This is a genomic window from Acinetobacter sp. AS5 (genome assembly GCF_048957595.1).
In the GTDB taxonomy this organism is placed as follows: domain Bacteria; phylum Pseudomonadota; class Gammaproteobacteria; order Pseudomonadales; family Moraxellaceae; genus Acinetobacter.
The window spans coordinates 11,686-29,298 of the sequence record NZ_JARDAL010000048.1 but is presented as its reverse complement, the minus strand read 5'-3'; the positions used below and the strand labels follow the sequence as shown (position 1 = coordinate 29,298).

The 17,613-nt window shown below is 43.0% G+C and carries 17 protein-coding genes; 13 read left to right on the top strand and 4 right to left on the bottom strand.

What is annotated here, in order from left to right; genetic code table 11:
• The first annotated feature begins 198 nt into the window (after nucleotides 1-198).
• The 7 genes from PV763_RS14300 (at nucleotide 199) to PV763_RS14270 (ending at nucleotide 7,087) form a co-directional block, all read left to right on the top strand.
• Nucleotides 199-615, top strand: coding sequence for a GlcG/HbpS family heme-binding protein (locus PV763_RS14300; protein ID WP_004280003.1), 417 nt, complete (start codon nucleotides 199-201; stop codon nucleotides 613-615).
• A 221-nt stretch (nucleotides 616-836) separates the two neighbouring features.
• Complete coding sequence (locus PV763_RS14295; RefSeq protein ID WP_004280001.1) at nucleotides 837-1,139, top strand: hypothetical protein; 303 nt, start codon at nucleotides 837-839, stop codon at nucleotides 1,137-1,139.
• 132 nt (nucleotides 1,140-1,271) lie between these two features.
• Nucleotides 1,272-1,979: a phosphopantetheine-binding protein gene (locus tag PV763_RS14290; protein ID WP_247144213.1), complete on the top strand. Its 708-nt coding sequence runs from the start codon at nucleotides 1,272-1,274 to the stop codon at nucleotides 1,977-1,979.
• 133 nt (nucleotides 1,980-2,112) lie between these two features.
• Nucleotides 2,113-2,757: an RluA family pseudouridine synthase gene (locus tag PV763_RS14285; RefSeq protein ID WP_420938090.1), complete on the top strand. Its 645-nt coding sequence runs from the start codon at nucleotides 2,113-2,115 to the stop codon at nucleotides 2,755-2,757.
• A 143-nt stretch (nucleotides 2,758-2,900) separates the two neighbouring features.
• Complete coding sequence (rapA, locus tag PV763_RS14280; RefSeq protein ID WP_420938091.1) at nucleotides 2,901-5,738, top strand: RNA polymerase-associated protein RapA; 2,838 nt, start codon at nucleotides 2,901-2,903, stop codon at nucleotides 5,736-5,738.
• Between the two features lie 145 nt (nucleotides 5,739-5,883).
• Nucleotides 5,884-6,150 (top strand): PAAR domain-containing protein, encoded by a 267-nt coding sequence (locus PV763_RS14275; protein WP_004646645.1) that lies wholly within the window; start codon nucleotides 5,884-5,886, stop codon nucleotides 6,148-6,150.
• Between the two features lie 136 nt (nucleotides 6,151-6,286).
• On the top strand, nucleotides 6,287-7,087 hold the full coding sequence (locus PV763_RS14270; protein WP_005107259.1) for an alpha/beta fold hydrolase: 801 nt from the start codon (nucleotides 6,287-6,289) through the stop codon (nucleotides 7,085-7,087).
• Nucleotides 7,088-7,149: 62 nt separating this feature from the next.
• On the opposite strand, the gene fabR is transcribed toward PV763_RS14270, so the two are convergent.
• On the bottom strand, nucleotides 7,150-7,830 hold the full coding sequence (gene fabR, locus PV763_RS14265; RefSeq protein ID WP_004729898.1) for an HTH-type transcriptional repressor FabR: 681 nt from the start codon (nucleotides 7,828-7,830) through the stop codon (nucleotides 7,150-7,152).
• 152 nt (nucleotides 7,831-7,982) lie between these two features.
• Here fabR and PV763_RS14260 point away from each other — a divergent pair, with 152 nt between their 5' ends.
• Together PV763_RS14260 and PV763_RS14255 are read left to right on the top strand one after the other, a co-directional pair.
• Nucleotides 7,983-9,047 carry a flavin reductase family protein gene (locus PV763_RS14260; RefSeq protein ID WP_420938089.1) on the top strand — a complete coding sequence of 355 codons (1,065 nt, stop codon included), beginning with the start codon at nucleotides 7,983-7,985 and terminating at the stop codon, nucleotides 9,045-9,047.
• Nucleotides 9,048-9,061: 14 nt separating this feature from the next.
• Nucleotides 9,062-10,156, top strand: coding sequence for a fatty acid desaturase family protein (locus tag PV763_RS14255; protein WP_004646650.1), 1,095 nt, complete (start codon nucleotides 9,062-9,064; stop codon nucleotides 10,154-10,156).
• A 192-nt stretch (nucleotides 10,157-10,348) separates the two neighbouring features.
• Here PV763_RS14255 and PV763_RS14250 read toward each other — a convergent pair whose 3' ends face one another.
• Both PV763_RS14250 and PV763_RS14245 read right to left on the bottom strand, forming a co-directional pair.
• Nucleotides 10,349-11,002 carry an HAD-IB family hydrolase gene (locus PV763_RS14250; protein WP_004729896.1) on the bottom strand — a complete coding sequence of 218 codons (654 nt, stop codon included), beginning with the start codon at nucleotides 11,000-11,002 and terminating at the stop codon, nucleotides 10,349-10,351.
• A complete protein-coding gene (locus tag PV763_RS14245; protein WP_004646653.1) occupies nucleotides 10,969-12,177 on the bottom strand; it encodes a DUF1615 family protein in 1,209 nt (402 codons plus the stop codon). The genes PV763_RS14250 and PV763_RS14245 overlap by 34 nt, the downstream gene beginning before the upstream one ends.
• An 80-nt stretch (nucleotides 12,178-12,257) precedes the next feature.
• Here PV763_RS14245 and dusB point away from each other — a divergent pair, with 80 nt between their 5' ends.
• Complete coding sequence (dusB, locus tag PV763_RS14240) at nucleotides 12,258-13,283, top strand: tRNA dihydrouridine synthase DusB (RefSeq protein WP_420938088.1); 1,026 nt, start codon at nucleotides 12,258-12,260, stop codon at nucleotides 13,281-13,283.
• Nucleotides 13,284-13,532: 249 nt separating this feature from the next.
• Nucleotides 13,533-14,210, top strand: a complete 678-nt coding sequence (locus PV763_RS14235; protein ID WP_004729893.1) for a hypothetical protein — start codon at nucleotides 13,533-13,535, stop codon at nucleotides 14,208-14,210.
• Nucleotides 14,211-14,265: 55 nt separating this feature from the next.
• Here the strand turns inward: PV763_RS14235 and PV763_RS14230 are convergent, their stop codons facing one another.
• Nucleotides 14,266-15,309: an NAD(P)H-dependent flavin oxidoreductase gene (locus PV763_RS14230; RefSeq protein ID WP_253137752.1), complete on the bottom strand. Its 1,044-nt coding sequence runs from the start codon at nucleotides 15,307-15,309 to the stop codon at nucleotides 14,266-14,268.
• Nucleotides 15,310-15,516: 207 nt separating this feature from the next.
• On the opposite strand from PV763_RS14230, the gene PV763_RS14225 reads away from it, so the two are divergent.
• On the top strand, nucleotides 15,517-16,776 hold the full coding sequence (locus PV763_RS14225) for a putative DNA modification/repair radical SAM protein (protein WP_005104366.1): 1,260 nt from the start codon (nucleotides 15,517-15,519) through the stop codon (nucleotides 16,774-16,776).
• Nucleotides 16,776-17,555: a TIGR03915 family putative DNA repair protein gene (locus PV763_RS14220; RefSeq protein ID WP_420938087.1), complete on the top strand. Its 780-nt coding sequence runs from the start codon at nucleotides 16,776-16,778 to the stop codon at nucleotides 17,553-17,555. The genes PV763_RS14225 and PV763_RS14220 overlap by 1 nt, the downstream gene beginning before the upstream one ends.
• The last annotated feature ends 58 nt before the right edge of the window (nucleotides 17,556-17,613 follow it).

Here is a 17,613-nt window from a genome sequence, read left to right as displayed (position 1 = left end):
AGGCCAGAGATGTTAAATTGAAGAGCATGCTCTTCAATTTAACGCAAAGTTCAGGAATTGTGTAGATACCTATGCCTTAAAGGAGAGGGCTTTCATCTATTGAATAGAAATGAAAATTTAAAGACTTCCTCCAGTATTCTTGCGCTATATATGGCTCAGGCTTAGGGGGAATTACATTTAAAATTAGAGATCATTTTCATGCAAACCAAACATTATTTGACTTTAAGCGATGCGGAATTTTTATTAGATCAAGCCCATCAATATGCCATTCAGAACAGTTTTAATGTCAGTATTGCAGTCGTAGATGAAACGGGTAATTTGCTTGCGATGAAGCGTATGGATGGTGCAGCACCGATGACTGCAAATCTGGCCGTCGAAAAGGCTAAATGTTCAGCTATGAGTCGCCATCCCTCCAAACTGTTTGAGGATATTATCAAAGGCGGACAGATGGGTTTTCTGACCATGGAAACTTTCTCAGGAATGTTGGAAGGTGGTGAACCGATTCTGTATCAAGGCCAGCTCGTCGGTGCGATGGGTGTGTCGGGTGTGAAGTCGTTTGAAGATGCGGAGATTGCACAGGTAGCCATTGAGAAATTTTTGGCTAAGCAAAGCTAATCCAAAATAGAAATTGATCAGCTTAATTTAATAAAATCATTCAAAGTTGTACCAAAATGAAGCGTGGAACGTGAAATATCAACTAAAAAGCCCAATCGCTAATGAGTGGGCTTGTCTATATACAATTAAAGTTATAATTTAAAAAGGAAATCAAAAGAATTTCGTATAACGTGTATTATGTTAATTTTAGAAATAATTAAAAGTTTGGAAATACTAGTGAAATGCAACTTATAGAAATAGAGCCTTATTTTTGGGAACTATATGAGGATAGCGAAAATATATACCTCAATGTTTGTATAAATATGAGTGCAGTTTCTTGGGCGAAAACTATCTGCCTAGATAAACAAACGATTCAGCAATATCAGACTCAAGGAAAAGGTTTTATTGATGACTTAGCTAAAAGAATTGAAAGCAGCCAATTTAGAAAAGATTATGAAAGATTTTATTCATTTCCAGATGCCTCCGCAGAACAAAAAGAGGGAATGCTTCTAGCATTTAATGAATATAGGGCTAAGCAAAATTAAAGCCATTTAACATAATGGCGATGATACGAAATTAGAACAATAAACCTCTGTGAAATCAAAGTGTTTTCCAAATCGATGCTAAACTAAAATAGCATGAATCATCATGCTATTTTGTATTTATAAGAGCCTCCCATGCTGTACCCCATCCCTAAAAAAATCCAACTTGCTCCATCCCAAGCCAAATGGCAGCTTGCATCAAATGAATCTGTTTTGGTTTTAGTGGGATTACAAAATTTAAGGATGATGGTAAGCATACAAGAAAGCGACCTAATGAGTCATCTGATCCAGATCAGCAATAAAGCCAAAGCACTCGATATTCCGATTGTTGACTTATATGGTGATGACCTGATGCAAGGCATGCAGCAATTGGGAGAATATGCCTCAATGCATCCGCAACTGATTTTTGCCGGGCAGGTTACACCGATGCTGAAACAGATTTTACCGCATCTGCAAAGTGTCACCGAGCAAATCTGTGTAGTTGATGATGCGATTTTATTGTCAAATCAAGATCAGCATATTCAGTGGATTGAAAATATTTCGGCACAGGGGATACATCACTTAAATACCTATAGCCTGACTCGATTATGGGATTTAAGCGCGCCGTCAGAATATGTATTGTCGACCAAAGGCATTATGTTGGCTGTCGCAGAACAGCTGGATATGGATGCTTTGGAAATTGATCCCTATGTCGACTTAAAAAATTATGGTCTGGATTCAGTAGCGATGGTCAGTCTCGTTGGTATATGGCGTGCGCATGGTGCCAATATCCGTTATGAAGATGTGCTAAAGCATCCGTCTTTGCATGAATTGGCAAGCTTCATTTTAAAATCCTCAGGTTGATGTGCTGCGATTAAGCATTTTTATGCGCTAAATCGGAAATTTCATCGTCATTTACATAAATGCGCATTGTAATTATTGGCTAAGCTTTCTATCATTGCCGCCTTGTTTTTCGCGATCAGCCTGGGATTGAACTTTGAGTAATTTTCTAACCGAACATCTGATACATCGTGATGACGATTTCATGGTCATCCACAAACCTGCAGGTTTACTCACAGTTCCCGGTAAAACAGAAGACTTACAAGATTGCCTGATCAACCGTCTGGTCAAACTAGAACCCAAAACTTTACTGATTCATCGACTGGATCGCGATACATCCGGCATTTTGGCCTTTGGTCTGACTAAATGGGGACAAAAAACCATTTCCCGCCAGTTTCAGGAACGCCAGACCGATAAAACCTATAAGGCTGTGGTTGCCGGTAAACTAGAAGGTGAAGGCACTATTGAAGTGCCGGTGGTATATGATCCAAGCCGTCCGCCCTTACATATCGCAGATCCCGCACATAATAAGCCAGCCATCACGCATTGGCAGGCGATTGAGCATTTTAATATTCAGGGACAGCCTGTGACCCGGGTGAAACTGATCCCAATTACCGGCCGTTCTCATCAGCTACGGGTGCATATGCAATATCTCGGGCATCCGATTATCGGTGATACCTTATATGCATCAGCCGAACAGCAACAGCTCAGCTCGCGTCTATGTTTACATGCGGAACGTTTGAGTTTCTATCATCCTCAAACAGAGCAGCTGGTCGAATTTTATTGTCCGGCGCCATTCTAGGAAATACTTCTTTAATCGGCGTGAATTATGCTCACTTTTTAGTGGGCTTTATGTCAAAATACATTGCTTGAAGGTGTGAAATTTTGCTCCAATCACGTTTCGTGATTGAGCCTAATATTCATAATCTTGTACTTAAGATAAAGGTGGAAAAATTGCAGCAATTTGCTATTGGTCAACGTTGGTTATCAGATACTGAAACAGAACTCGGTTTAGGCGTTCTTATTGATGTTGATGAGCGGTCGGTCAGCATTTTATTCCCGAAAAGCGATGAAACCCGCGTCTATGCACGCAGCAATGCACCCTTATCTCGTATCGTATTTAATGTGAAAGATGAATTACAGGATCAGGAAGGGACCAAGTGGATTGTAGAATCCGTTGAAGACCGGAATGGCGTGGTGCGTTATCATGTTGTTCGTACTCTGGAAGATGGAACTGAAGAACGTAAATCGCTGAATGAAACCCGTATTGGTGCCACCATCCAGCTGTCTAAGCCTCTAGACCGTTTATTGGCCAGTCAGGTCGATTATAAAGAATGGTATGACCTGCGTATTGAAGCGCTGCTAATGCAGGCCAATATGCAAAGCAGTCCACTGCGTGGTCTGGTAGGTTCACGTGTCGGCCTGATTTCGCATCAATTGTATATTGCCCATGAAGTCGGTCAGCGTTTTGCACCGCGTGTATTACTGGCCGATGAAGTGGGTCTGGGTAAAACCATTGAAGCGGGTCTGATCATCCATCAACAGCTGAAAACCGGCCGTTCTGAACGTATCCTGATTTTGGTTCCAGATTCGCTGCAATATCAGTGGATGATCGAAATGCGCCGTCGTTTCAATCTTGAGTTCTCGCTGTTTGACTTGACCCGTACTGCATCGATCAAAGAACATGATCCTGAACAAAACCCGTTCTTGACCGAACAAAAAATTATTGCCTCTGTCGATTTGATGGTCGACCATGAAGATCTGCGTGAACAGGCACTTGAAGCCGGTTTCGACCTGCTGGTGGTCGATGAAGCACATCATTTGATGTGGAGCGAAGAAGATGGCGGTAATGACCGTTATGATCTGGTCGAAGAGCTTGCTGAACATACGCCGGGCGTGTTGTTATTGACAGCGACACCTGAACAGCTCGGTGTAGAAAGTCACTTTGCACGCCTACGTTTGCTTGATCCGCAGCGTTTTAACTCGCTGGATCGTTTCCTCGATGAAGAAGCGCAATATCAGCATACGGCTAAAATTGCAGAAGTGTTGATGTCAGACATGCCGCTAGAAGCTGAGCATCTTACTGCGATTGAGGCCTTGTTAGGTCATCCGATTGAAGATCATCCTGAACAGCGTTTCCGTGCCATTCATGAACTTTTAGACCGTCATGGTACAGGCCGTATCCTGTTCCGTAATACGCGTGAAGCGATTCAAGGTTTCCCGGGTCGTGACTGTCAGCCAGCGCCATTGCCAGCACCAGAACACTGGTCTAAAGATGGTAAATTACGTGAGCAAATGTGGCCTGAAGAAGCTCAGCTAGATGGCTCGTGGATGGAAGCCGATCCACGCGTGATGTGGCTGATGGAGCGTTTGCGTACCGATTTAAAACACAAGAAAGTCTTACTGATTGCGCGTAGCGGGCCAGTGGTTGAGGCGTTGGAAAATGTACTGCGTTTACATGCCGGTATTCGTACGGCGATGTTCCATGAAGGCATGAGCTTGTTAGAACGTGACCAGGCCGCAGCTTATTTTGCTGAAGATTCGTATGGCGCGCAGATTCTTCTTTGTTCGGAAATCGGTTCAGAAGGACGTAACTTCCAGTTTGCCTCTGATCTGATTCTGTTTGACCTACCTGCGAACCCGGACGTGTTGGAACAGCGTATTGGTCGTCTGGATCGTATCGGTCAGGAAAACCGCATTCAGATTCATGTGCCTTATCTGGTGGGAACTGCACAAGAACGTATGTTCCGCTGGTATAACGAAGCGCTGAATATCTTCAGCAATATTTCTCCAGCTGCACAAACCTTGCAAGAAAATTTTATTGTTCGCTTGAAAGACTGTCTATTGGCAGACAAAGGTCAAGAGTTTGAAGACCTGCTGGAAGAAGTTAGCGTGCAACGTGAAGCGCTGGAAGCTGAATTGCAGGAAGGTCGAGACCGTTTGCTTGAGTACAACTCTTGCCGTCCGGTGGTGGCACAGGAAATTGTCAACGCGCTTGAAGACTATGATGACAATACCACTTTGCCGATTTTCATGAAGCGCTTTATGGCGTCTACGAATATCGACTTTGACGAGCAAAGTAACGGTACAGTGATCATCAAGCCAACCGATCAAATGCAGGTTCAAGGTTTGACGTTGGATGAAGAAGGGATTACAGCGACTTTCTATCGTGATCAGGCACAAATCCGCGAAGATGCGCAATACCTGACACTGGAACATCCATTCACTGAAAGTGTGATGGAAATGATCAATACGCAAGGCTTTGGTAGCACTAACGTTGCGGTACTAAAATCTGCAGCACTGCCACAGGGTTCGGTATTACTTGAAGTATGGTTCAAGGTCGATGTGGTGGCTCCGAAAGCATTGAACTTGCCGTCTAGCTTGCCGCAACAGTTGATTCGTGTCTTGCTCAGTGAAAAAGGTCAGGATCTATCACAAAAGATTGCACCAGAAATCCTGAAACCGTACTTGCATCATTTAGATGGCAATAGTTGCCGTCAGGTGGTGAAAGCACGTCGTGATGTGATTGAAGCACGTTATCAGCAAGCGCTTGAACTGGCACGCAGTGCATTGCCTGGCTTCAAGCAGCAAGCCAAAGAAGTGTATGGCAATAAATGGCAATATGAAATTGATCGCCTGACCTATCTGAAACAGTTCAATCCAAGTATCCGTGAAGATGAAATTGCACGTTTACAAAAGTTGCAGAAAGAAGGTTTAAGCCTGCTGGATGGTCTATCGGTAACACCGGAAGCAATTCAGGTGATGGTCGTGGTCAAGCCTTAAGCTTTAAATCATTAAAAAATGCAGCTTTCGGGCTGCTTTTTTTATGGGCAAAATCCGGGTTTATTATTTTTTTGGTCGGAGAATGCTGGTCTGTTATTTTCCTCCTGTTTAAAATTAGGCTACTGAATAATAAGAATGACAAAGTATGTCAAAAGCACTGATTACCCTTGGCACAAAGACCAGTCATGGCGGCATGGTGACTGAATGCGAACTCTCTTTTTTGATCAATGGTATTGCCGTGCATTTAAATGGTATGAAGCATTATTGTCCCAAATGTCAGACTATGGTCACCGCAATTTCCAGCAATTTGTCTATTACTGTCAAAGGACGGGCAGTGGTCATCGCGGGGGATAAGGCCAGTTGCGGCGCGACTTTTCTACCGATGCAACATTTGACTGTATCGCAGAAATAGACTTTAAATTCTGAAGGAATACAGAGAAATGACTTTGAGGTCATGCTTTGAGCATTTTTGCGCTGCCGAATAAATCTTTAAAGCGGTAAGCTCATCTTACGATTTCAGGATGAATACGCACTGCGTTTAAAAAATAATGAAGCAAGCCTTACATTTTACCCATGCCAATGGTATCCCTTCGGCAACTTATCGGAAGTTTCTGGACTGTTTTCAGCAAGACTATGAGGTCAAAGCGATTCCCTTTATCGGCATGAACCCACAATATCCAATTACGCGAGACTGGCGTTATCTGGTCGATGAAGTCATTGCAGATATCGAGCAGCAGTTTCCTCAGCAGCAAGTGATTGGCTTAGGACATTCCTTTGGTGGTCTGGTGACCCTTATGGCGGCGTATCGACGTCCCGAACTGTTTTCCAAGCTGATCATTATGGATCCACCATTTGTGATTGGAAAAAACAGCGCCATGTTTGAACTGATCAAAAAGCTGAATCTAAAAAGTGTCGATCGTTATACACCCGCAGGAATTACGCTAAAACGCAAAGATTATTGGCCATCGAAACAGGTCGCAATTGAAGCACTCCGGTTTAACCGCTTATTTAAAAATTTCGATGAGCAGTGTTTTGCTGATTATATCGAGAGCGGCATTCAGCCAGAACCTGAACGTGGTGGGGTGACGTTAACTATTCCAAAACAGATAGAAGCGGAAATCTTCCGGACTGTGCCAGCCTGGTGGTGGAGAACACCACGCCGACCGCCTGAAGTGCCGATGCATCTGATGACTGCAGAGCAAAGCCAGTTTTATCAGCAGGGTTTGCCACAAGGGATGCACAAGATTTATCAGATTAATTATTCTGTGGTTGAGGGCGGGCATATGTTCCCGCTTGAGTATCCGGAGGCCAGTGCAAAGGCGGTTAAAGCTCAACTTGTACTTTTGTAATCATCATAAAAAAGAGACGTTGATTACGTCTCTTTTTATATTACTTCATGCAAATCGGAAAATTAGCGCAGCTGGGAATCTTCCAGATGACGCGCACCTTCCAGAATCATCCGAATCATGATCATGGTCTGTTCGGCAATTTCTTTACGGTCTTCGGCAGGCATATCAATCACATTGGCGCCCATGTTGAAGACCAGTTGGGTAATGGCTTTGGCGGCAATATCCGGATGAAATAACTTCTTGTTGTTTAGGCGTTCTAGACGAATCAAATCATCCTGAAGTTCTTGCTGAAAATAATTTAACTGGCGTTCTACCGCCTGTTTATAAGACTTGGAGCCAGTATAGCCTTCACGTAATAACAGGCTCAGATTGCCTTCATCGGCATCCAGCTGGGCAATAAAAACTTCCACAGAACTGCGGATGATGCTGTTCTGGCGAGAAGCTTGCAGACGTGCTTCATGCAAAATCTGACGCAATACAATTCCGGCACGATCAATCAGCTCAATGGCCAGTTCATCAATATCTTTAAAATGACGATAGAAGCTGTTCGGTGCAATACCAGCTTCACGCGCGACTTCACGTAGACTTAAAGAGGAAATACTTTTTTGTGGCCCAATCAGATTCAACGCAGCCTGAAACAGTTCTTCCTTGGTAATGGTGGCCTTGCGACCGACACTCCGTACGATAATCGGCTCATCAATGCTTTTCGATTGTAATAAAGATGCGTCACTGCTTATTTTCATTGAAGGCTCGTTCATCGATAGGTTCATGCATGAATCATTTTATTATAACCGAGCCAGTCAAGCTTGTGAAATGATTAGAAACAATACAGTTGTATATACAAATATATATACATGTGTATAATAATTAAAAACCCAAGGTGATGTCACAAACGATGCATGTACTGCAAAAACTTAAAACGCCGTTGAATGCACTGTCTGACAGTGTAATCGATCAGCATGCGATTAATTTCTGGATTCAGAAACTCAATCCTGTATGGTCGTTGAATCAGCCATTAGGCAAGATCGTGCATATAGAAAATGCAGCACAGGATATGCTGAGTCTGAAAATTCAAGTGAATCGCTTATTTAAGTTTGGTGAAGCAGGGCAGCATCATCCGGTCTATGTGGTGGTAAACGGCATCCGTTATGAACGTAGCTATAGTTTGACCCGTGTAGATGCGCAACATGTTTTATTGACCGTGAAAAAAGTCAATGCCGGTAAAGTCAGTACCTGGTTGGCAGAACAGGCACAAGTGGGTGATGTCATCGAATTTGGTCACCCTTATGGTGATATGACCTTGCCTGCGCAGACGAGTCCATTGATTTTGCTTGCAGCAGGGAGTGGTATTACCCCAATGCTCAGTATGCTGGAAAGCTTGAGCAAAAAAGGTGAACTATCTGCACCAGTCACTCTCTGGTACTGGGTGAAGAAAGATCAGGATGCCGCATTTAAAGCACGGTTTGAAGAGCTTGCTCAGAAACATGCAAATTTCTCATTTCATGTGTATGCCACTCAAGAACAGCCAGCTGCTGCGCGTCTGGATGAAACCTATCTGACCGATCTGAAAAATCTGGAAAATAGCATCGTATATTGCTGTGGTCCTTCAGGTTTTGTATCCAAAGCAGAACAGCTTTTTGCTCAGGCAAAACAGTTTAAAGGTGAAGCCTTTAGCATGAGTTTAGCAGATCTATCGGATACCGGCTTTATTAATGTCACCCTGACCCAGTCGAAAAAAATTGTCAGCATTCCAAAAGGCCAATCCATTCTAGTGAGCCTGGAACAGCAAAATATTAAACCGACCCATGGTTGCCGTATGGGCATTTGTAATAAATGTGCCTGCAATAAAGTAGAAGGTTCGACCAAGAATTTGGTCAACGGTGCACAAAATACCGAACCCGGTAACCTGCTCAAAATTTGTATTAACTCAGCGCAGACTGACCTTGTCATCGACTTATAAGCGAGTTTTATCCTATGAATATGCCAGTAAAATTACAGTATTTTAAAAATCCTAAAAACCGTGAATTAACCCAGTTTGAACTTGATGAACTTGCACGTGAACTTGATGCAATTAAACAAGAAGTGCTAGATGATCTGGGTGAAAAAGACGCCAAATATATCCGCCGTGTCTATTCAACTATTCGTTATTCGTCGATTGCCGGTCGTGCTTTGCTGTTTGCAGGCTGGTTCCCGCCAGCATGGTTATTGGGTACAGGCTTATTAGGCTTTGCCAAAATTATGGAAAATATGGAACTGGGTCATAATGTCATGCATGGTCAGTATGACTGGATGAATGATCCTAAACTCAATGGTCAGACCTATGAATGGGATATTGTAGGGACTTCAGACAACTGGCGTCAAACCCATAACTTTAAGCATCATACTTATACCAATATTAAGGGTATGGATGATGATATCGGTTATGGTCTATTACGCTTGTTCCCGGAACAGCGCTGGAAACCGGGTTATTTATTGCAACCGATTTATGCAGTGCCATTCTGTTTATTGTTCCAGTGGGGCGTTGCGATTCAGAATCTTGAATTGGGTAAATACTTCAAAGGTCGCAAAAGCAAAGAGCAGACCAAAGAAGAATGGCGTCCAATGCAGAGCAAAATTGGTAAACAGTTGTTTAAGGATTATGTATTCTTTCCATTGATAGCAGGTCCTGCGGCTTTACCGGTTTTGACCGGTAATATGGTGGCCAACGGTCTGCGTAATATCTGGACCTTTAGTATTATTTTCTGCGGTCACTTTACCAAAGATGTCGAAGTATTCCCGAAATCGGTACTGCAAAATGAAAGTCGTGGTCACTGGTATATGCGTCAGATCCGTGGTTCATCCAACCTGACCGGTTCTGAAGCGTTTCATATCTTGACGGGTCATTTAAGTCATCAGATTGAACATCATTTGTATCCTGATGTACCTGCACGTCGCTATCGTCAAATGGCACCGAAAGTTCAGGCTGTTTGTGAAAAATATGGTTTGAACTATAACAATGCCAGCTTGGTAAAACAGTACGGTAGTGTGATCAAACGTATTGTGAAATATGCATTTCCGTTTAAGAAATAATTTTTCTTAAAGCTAAAAAAACCACTTCAAATGAAGTGGTTTTTTTAGCTAGGAGGCGAATACTTCAGGAAGTAAAAGCCCTGATTACGAAGCTATTTAAGATGATTTCAAGGCATAAAGTAAAAAGTTAATCTGCCATTTATAGCGTTGTCTAAAGGTGTTTAGTAGGTTAACCCGATAGAATGGAAAGGACTAATATGGCATCGAATGAGCTGAAATATTAATTTTTGGAAGCTGTTGATCTTGACCCTCAAAATAGCTTTGCTGCGCCAGACTGAGCATTTCTATATCTTCCTTGCTATTCCCATAAGCATAAATTTCAGCATAATTATCCAGATTATATTTTTCTAGAATTCTAATTTTCTTTTGTGTGTTACTACAGTCAGGAGTTTGATAAAACCCTGTCAATTTCCCAGCTTTGATTTCAACTTCGCTACAGATTAAATCGATATTTAAATAACTGCACACCGGTTTAAGATACAAATCCAATGAGGCTGATACCAGCACGACTTCATGTCCTAATTGTTGATGCTGTTTAAGTTGTTCTAATAATTTCGGATTCAACTTGAATATTAGTTGTTGTGCATAATCCTGAGCTAATTGCAGAATTTCCTCTGCATCACTGTTTTTAAACATGCTGGCATACAATTTGGGTCGCATGCGGTGTGCCGGATAGAAATTTAAATAATAGGCCTGTATCCATGGCAAAATTTGCATGCCGCGTTTCACAATATGCCGTTTTCTTAAGGCATGGAAAATGAACCCGGTAAAGCTATCATGTAGATACAGGGTTCCATCAAAATCAAATAAGGCTAGAGTTTTAGATTTTTGATTTTGCGCATGCATGTTTGATATCGACCATCGACGCGGGTAGCAAACCAGTTAGTATTATAATCACGACTTAATTTTGGTCCGGAAATGACCACTTCAGGCATAATGGCATAGATAGGATCTTTACCCGTTTTTTCCTGATAAAGCTTGCTGACACCACGATAAGTCATCGTATCTTCAAAGTCTTTATCTTTTTCTTTCTTTAAATCAGCTCGGATTTGACGTTCAGTGATAATAAAATTATTTTTGGCAAAAACACTGATTAACTCACGCTCAGATTGACTCTTCTGCGAACGGATCGCGCCATCTTTAGTATAGAGCAATAAGTCGCCATCCAGATCAAGTTCGGCTTCAGTTAAATCATTTAACATGCTCTGAAAAGCGGCATTTCGACTGGAATACATGCCCGAGTTATAGTCCGCAAAACGATAAATTGGCTTGTCATAATCCGCCGGATACATCATCAGGCGATGAATCCCATAATACAGACCGCCATATTGACTGTAGAGATCGGTACGTAACTCTGCGATATTGCCGCCTTGGCGTTTATGTTCTTTCGCATAGCTGATATGTACCTGCATTGAACCCAAGGTGGTAATTGGATTCATTTTCTCGCCAATATTCTGGCCGACCAGTTTGGCAGCACCAGTCAGGGCGCTAACATGATAATGCTTTGACATATAATCAAATATTTCACGATATAATTCGTCGAGTTCACGTTCGGTTTTGACCCGGCGCATCTGGCTTAAGTAGTTGTCTTCAGGACTCGGATGGTTCTTGAGAACTTCCTGGAAATATCCTGCAACTGTGCCACCAATTGCTTGACCAAGCTTATCTTTGAATTTTTCATCAAGGCGACCTTGGACTTCCTTAACCGCCTTTTCACCCAAACCCGGAACAGTAGGATCTGCAACAAAGTTAGATTCCTGATCAACCACTGCCACAATCGTACAAACATTTTCCTTGGTCTGAGGAATGCCGAGCTGTTCGGTAATGTCATAAATATCTTGTGCCCAAGACTCACGTTGGTTGACACGGTTTGGAATAGCTTTGCGAATATGTTCAACTTCAAGTGTCGGTTCATCATCTTTTGACCACCATGAACCATTGCCACAACCGGCAAGACCCAGAGAAAGTACAAGTACAGACAATGACTTAAAAGAAAAACAAGAAGCGAAAGTTTTATTCATGGTGTCGTAAATTAATTGAAAAGATGAGCGAATAAGGCAGATGCAGTATACTATGCCCATCAAAAAAGTGATGAATTTATATGTATATTGGTCCATATCAACTGTCAAACAATTTGATTGTCGCTCCCATGGCAGGTGTGACCGACCGTCCGTTTAGAACCTTGTGCAAATACTTTGGTGCAGGCCATGCGGTCAGTGAAATGATGACGTCTGACAAAACTTTGCGCATGAGTAAAAAAAGCTTATATCGTGCCAATTTTGATGGAGAGTTGGCCCCGATTTCAGCGCAGATTGCTGGTTCAGATCCCCATGATCTGGCTGAAGCGGCACGTTATCAAGTGGCCAATGGTGCGCAAATTGTTGATATTAATATGGGTTGCCCAGCCAAAAAGGTCTGTAACCGACTCGCCGGTTCTGCTTTATTGCAGGACGAAGATCTAGTAGCACGCATTCTGGATGCTGTCGTTGCTGCAGTTAATGTGCCAGTGACCTTAAAAACCCGTCTTGGTTATTTGAACGGCCAGGAAAATATTATACGGGTCGCCAAACGTGCTGAACAAGCCGGGATTGCGGCACTGGCTTTACATGGCCGTACCCGTGAAGACATGTACCTGAATACCGCACGTTATTCTTTAATCAAAGACGTAAAGGAAATGTTGAATATTCCCGTGATTGCTAACGGTGATATCGACAGTCCTGAAAAAGCCAAATACGTGCTGGATTATACCGGTGCAGACGCAATTATGATTGGTCGTGCAGCACAAGGTCGCCCCTGGATTTTTCGTGAAATTGCCCATTATTTAAAAACCGGTCAACATCTTGATGCACCAAGTATTACAGAAGTGAAAGATGTGCTACTGGGACACTTGACAGAATTATACGAATTTTACGGCGAATATTCCGGCTGCCGGATTTCCCGTAAACATATTGCCTGGTACACCAAAGGTTTGCGTTCCAGTAACGAGTTTCGTCAAAGCATGTATCAGGTAGAAAATACCGCTGACCAGTATCGTGTGGTAGAAGATTATTTTAATGCACTGCTAGAACATGGTTTAACCATGACTGATGTACAGGTCGAGCAGGTGAATTTACTGGAAACCAAGTAATGACGGGGAAAATTCATTGAATCATGTAATATTTTTTGCATGAAATCCCTACCTTTTTTATCTTGAGCAGGCTGATTTTTGCATTTTGTTTACACTTCAGCCTGTCTAATACATAGCAGCACAGTTTGTTCACTTAAACTGGACAGGACTTGGACATTGCTTACTCAAGCTTCCTCTATGATGAACCTATCCAGATATAAACCAGATGTGATCCATCTTGTTTATCGTCATCATTGAGGGAGATCTGTAATGACAAATACCAATCGTCCAGTCACAGAGTTTAGCCATAAAACGTCAACGGAATTGCCACAAGAACGCAGTGAAGGCCTGAATATCAATCCGACTGATACTAATGCACGTCCAGATTTGAATACACCCGTGAAAGATAATCCTCGTGTTCCAGACATGAATGAAGGTGAAGATAATCTGGCTGCGACCAGTGCCGGTACTTTGGGCGGAGCGGCTGTAGGCGCAGTTGCAGGTCTGGTAGGTGGCCCTCCAGGTGCAGTGGTGGGTGGTATTATCGGTGGTGTTGTTGGCGGTATTGCAGGTAATGACATTGCGACACCTGATCATGAGAAACAGGCAGATAATTACCAGCACCCAGAGAACTTTCCTGAGGCAGATAACTATCGACATCCAGATCATTTGAGAGCAGAAGATAATTACTGGAGAGATGAGTATCATAATCGCCCGTATTTCAATGAAACGCGTAGCACATATGGCGATCTAGATTATGATCGTGATTATCGCGGTGCTTACCGGGTCGGTTATGAAAATCGTCCGATGTATGAGCATGATACGGATTTTGACCGTGCCGAACCTGAACTGCGTACCAAGTGGGAACAGTTAAAAGGTGAGTCCCGCCTCAACTGGGAAGAAGCGAAATTTGCAGTTAAAGATGCCTGGCATCGTGTCACACGCTAATTCTAGATAAATTAAAAACCTCTCCATGTGGAGAGGTTTTTTTATGATTCAAGTATTAAAGATGCTTCATTTCCAGTATGAGCTGGTTAATCAGATCGGAAGCTTCCATTTCACGAATCTGTGCCACGTTCGAACCTGCCCAGAATGCACCATAACCTTGATCCCCATGTTTGGCAGCAGCAGCATGTAATTGCTTGGCCAGATCATAAGTATATGGATAAGCGGGAACATCCAGCCGATCGGGTGTATCCACCTCAATATGCCAGTGGTTAATAATGCCACGTGCAGGACGACCGGAAATACTGGCACTCACCTGAGTGAGTGGCTTGGAAAATAAGGCTTTACGATAGGCATCATTGGCATTAGAAGATTTACACTGCACAAATGCAGTCCCAAGTTGCACGGCATCTGCACCGAAATCCATCATTTGACGCGCTTGCTCACCCGTCATAATCCCGCCTGCCGCTACAATCGGCAAGGAAGAATGCTGTTTGATCAGCTTCACCAGATTGGAGGTTTTGACTGAAGCATCAAACTTGGTCGAGAAAATCCCGCGATGGCCACCAGCCTCAATACCCTGCGCAATAATGATATCAATTCCGGCTGCTTCAATGGCTTTAGCTTCGGCATAATTGGTGGCAGATACCATGGTCAGAATCCCGGCCTGTTTTAGGGCTTGAATCTGATGCGGATGTGGAATCCCAAAATGAAAGCTGACTGCTCGCGGTTTGATTTCTAATACCAGATTCAGAAAGTCATCATTGTCTTTAAAACTCGGATAAATACACTCCAAATGATCTGGTGCCTGAGCGCCATATTCGGCAAATTTATCTTTAAACTGTGCAATCCATGCCTGCGCTACAGCCTCATCTACAGGAACAGTGTCATGACAGAAAAAATTAACCTGAAAAGGGCAATCTGTCAGTTCTTGAGTCTTTAAAATCTGTTGCCGAGCTGCATCAATACTGCTGGCCCCCAGACCCAGTGAACCCAAGCCGCCCTGATTGGACACTTCGGCAGCAAGCTCGGGCGTAGAGACACCTGCCATCGGTGCCAAGAAAATAGGATGTTTAATTCCGAGATTTTCTAATAAAGACATAGATTTGCTCCTTGTTATGCTTTTACTTTGCCTTTGAGCACAAAATTAAGCAAATCATATTGGTTATTTTATTTTGAAATACTGCAGCATGGGTTACGTGTTATTTACATTTCTTGCGACACGCTACGTCGCCAAGAAGATAGAACTTTTATTAGCCTAGAATTGAACACTTTATAATAGCTTTTTGGTCACATATTCTCTGAGCTCATGTCTGATCGTATCCGTGAAAAACTGCAAATTTTAGCCGATGCTGCCAAGTATGATGTGTCTTGTTCATCTAGTGGTAGCAACCGTAAAAATAAAGACAAGGGTGTGGGCAATACCGGGAATGGTATCTGTCATAGTTATACCGAAGATGGCCGCTGTGTGTCCTTATTGAAAATTCTGTTCTCTAATGTCTGTATTTTTGACTGTTCCTATTGTGTTTCGCGCCGTTCCAATGACGTCCAGCGTGCAGCATTTACCGTGCAGGAAGTCGTCGATCTGACCATGAATTTTTATCGGCGTAATTATATTGAGGGGCTGTTTCTCAGTTCGGGAATTTTTAAATCGGCCGATCACACCATGGAACGGATGCTACAGGTGGTCAAAAAACTTAGACTCGAAGAAAACTTTAATGGCTATATCCATCTGAAAACTATTCCGGGTGCATCACAGGAGATCATTACCGAAGCCGGACTGTATGTCGACCGTATGAGTATTAATCTTGAAATGCCGACGGAAGCGGGACTGCAAAAATTTGCGCCTGAGAAAACCCATGCCGAAGTACAAAAAGACTTGGGCATTGTACGCGACCGGTTGATCCAGCTCAAAGATGAACGCAAGCTGATCAAGTCAGTCCCCAAGTTTGTACCTGCCGGACAAACCACACAGATGGTGGTGGGCGCGCATAGTGAAACCGATCAGGATATTATTTTGATGGCTGATCGGCATTACAAGGAATTCAAGCTGAAAAGGGTGTATTTCTCTGGTTATATCCCGATTAATCCTGAAGATAAAGCCTTACCCGCCATCGGTTCAGCACCGCCATTATTAAGAGAAAATCGTCTGTATCAATCTGACTGGCTGATGCGTTTTTATGGCTTTGCTGCTGATGAAATTGTCGATGAGCAGCATCCGAATCTGGAGCTGGATATTGATCCCAAACTCAGTTGGGCCTTGCGTCATCCTGAAGCCTTTCCAGTCGATATTAACCGTGCCGACTATAAAATGATTCTACGGGTACCCGGTATAGGTGTACGTTCTGCCCAGAAAATTGTACAGGCCCGCCGTTTTGGACAGATTCATATTGACCAGCTAAAACGCATGGGCGTGGCTTATAACCGGGCGCAGCATTTTATCCGCTGTGCAGATACACCGAAATTTAAGAAAGATCAGCAGTCCCATCAGATTCGCCAGCAAATTTTGATGTCAGGACAATCCAAATATCAGCAGCAACTTTCACCTCAATTAGGATTGGGTTTCTAGTGGCAAGTTACTGTTTTGATGGCAGCATGACTGGTCTGCTCAGTTGTGTATTTCGTGCTTTCGAGTTTAAAGAATTTAACGTGATAGTGACGGCCAATCCTCAAGCACAAACAGGTTTATTTGATGAATTTATCCATGTGGCCTCTAATGATCAGCATGGGCAGCGGGTGTGGCAGGGATTAAAGCAAAAAGTATCTTCCAGCAGTTTGCGTGCTTTTTACTATACGTTTTTGTCAGAGCAGGAAGCAGCGTTCCAGACTCTTTTTGATTTTGCAGTCTATGTCTTTCAAAACCAGCGTCCAGTCGATAAAGATTATGGTCATACTGCGGTGATCGGCATGTCGCAATGGGCCAAGCAAGTGGGGCGGGAAAAGCATCGTATGGAGGCTTTTGTACGCTTTAAAAAAGCCAAAGATGGTTTGTTTCTGAGTCTGGTCAGACCGGATTTTAATGTCTTGCCGATTATTTCCCGACATTTTCAGGAGCGTTATCAGGATCAAAGCTGGCTGATTTATGACGAGCAGCGTAATTACGGTATTTATTATGATTTAAGGCAGATGCATCAGGTCGAGATGAACGTGGAAATAATCGATCCACAAATCCGGATTGGTCATAGTCAGTCATTCAGTATTGAACTGGATGATCAAGAGCTGCTATATGATCAGCTCTGGAAAGATTATTTCAACAGTGTGAATATTCAGGCGCGCAAGAACATGAAATTGCATATTCAATATGTGCCAAAGCGCTACTGGCGTTATATGAATGAGAAAATACTTTAAACAGTACATCAAACTGCTTTCAGGCATAATAAGTGTCGGTATATTTAAATTGAGTGTA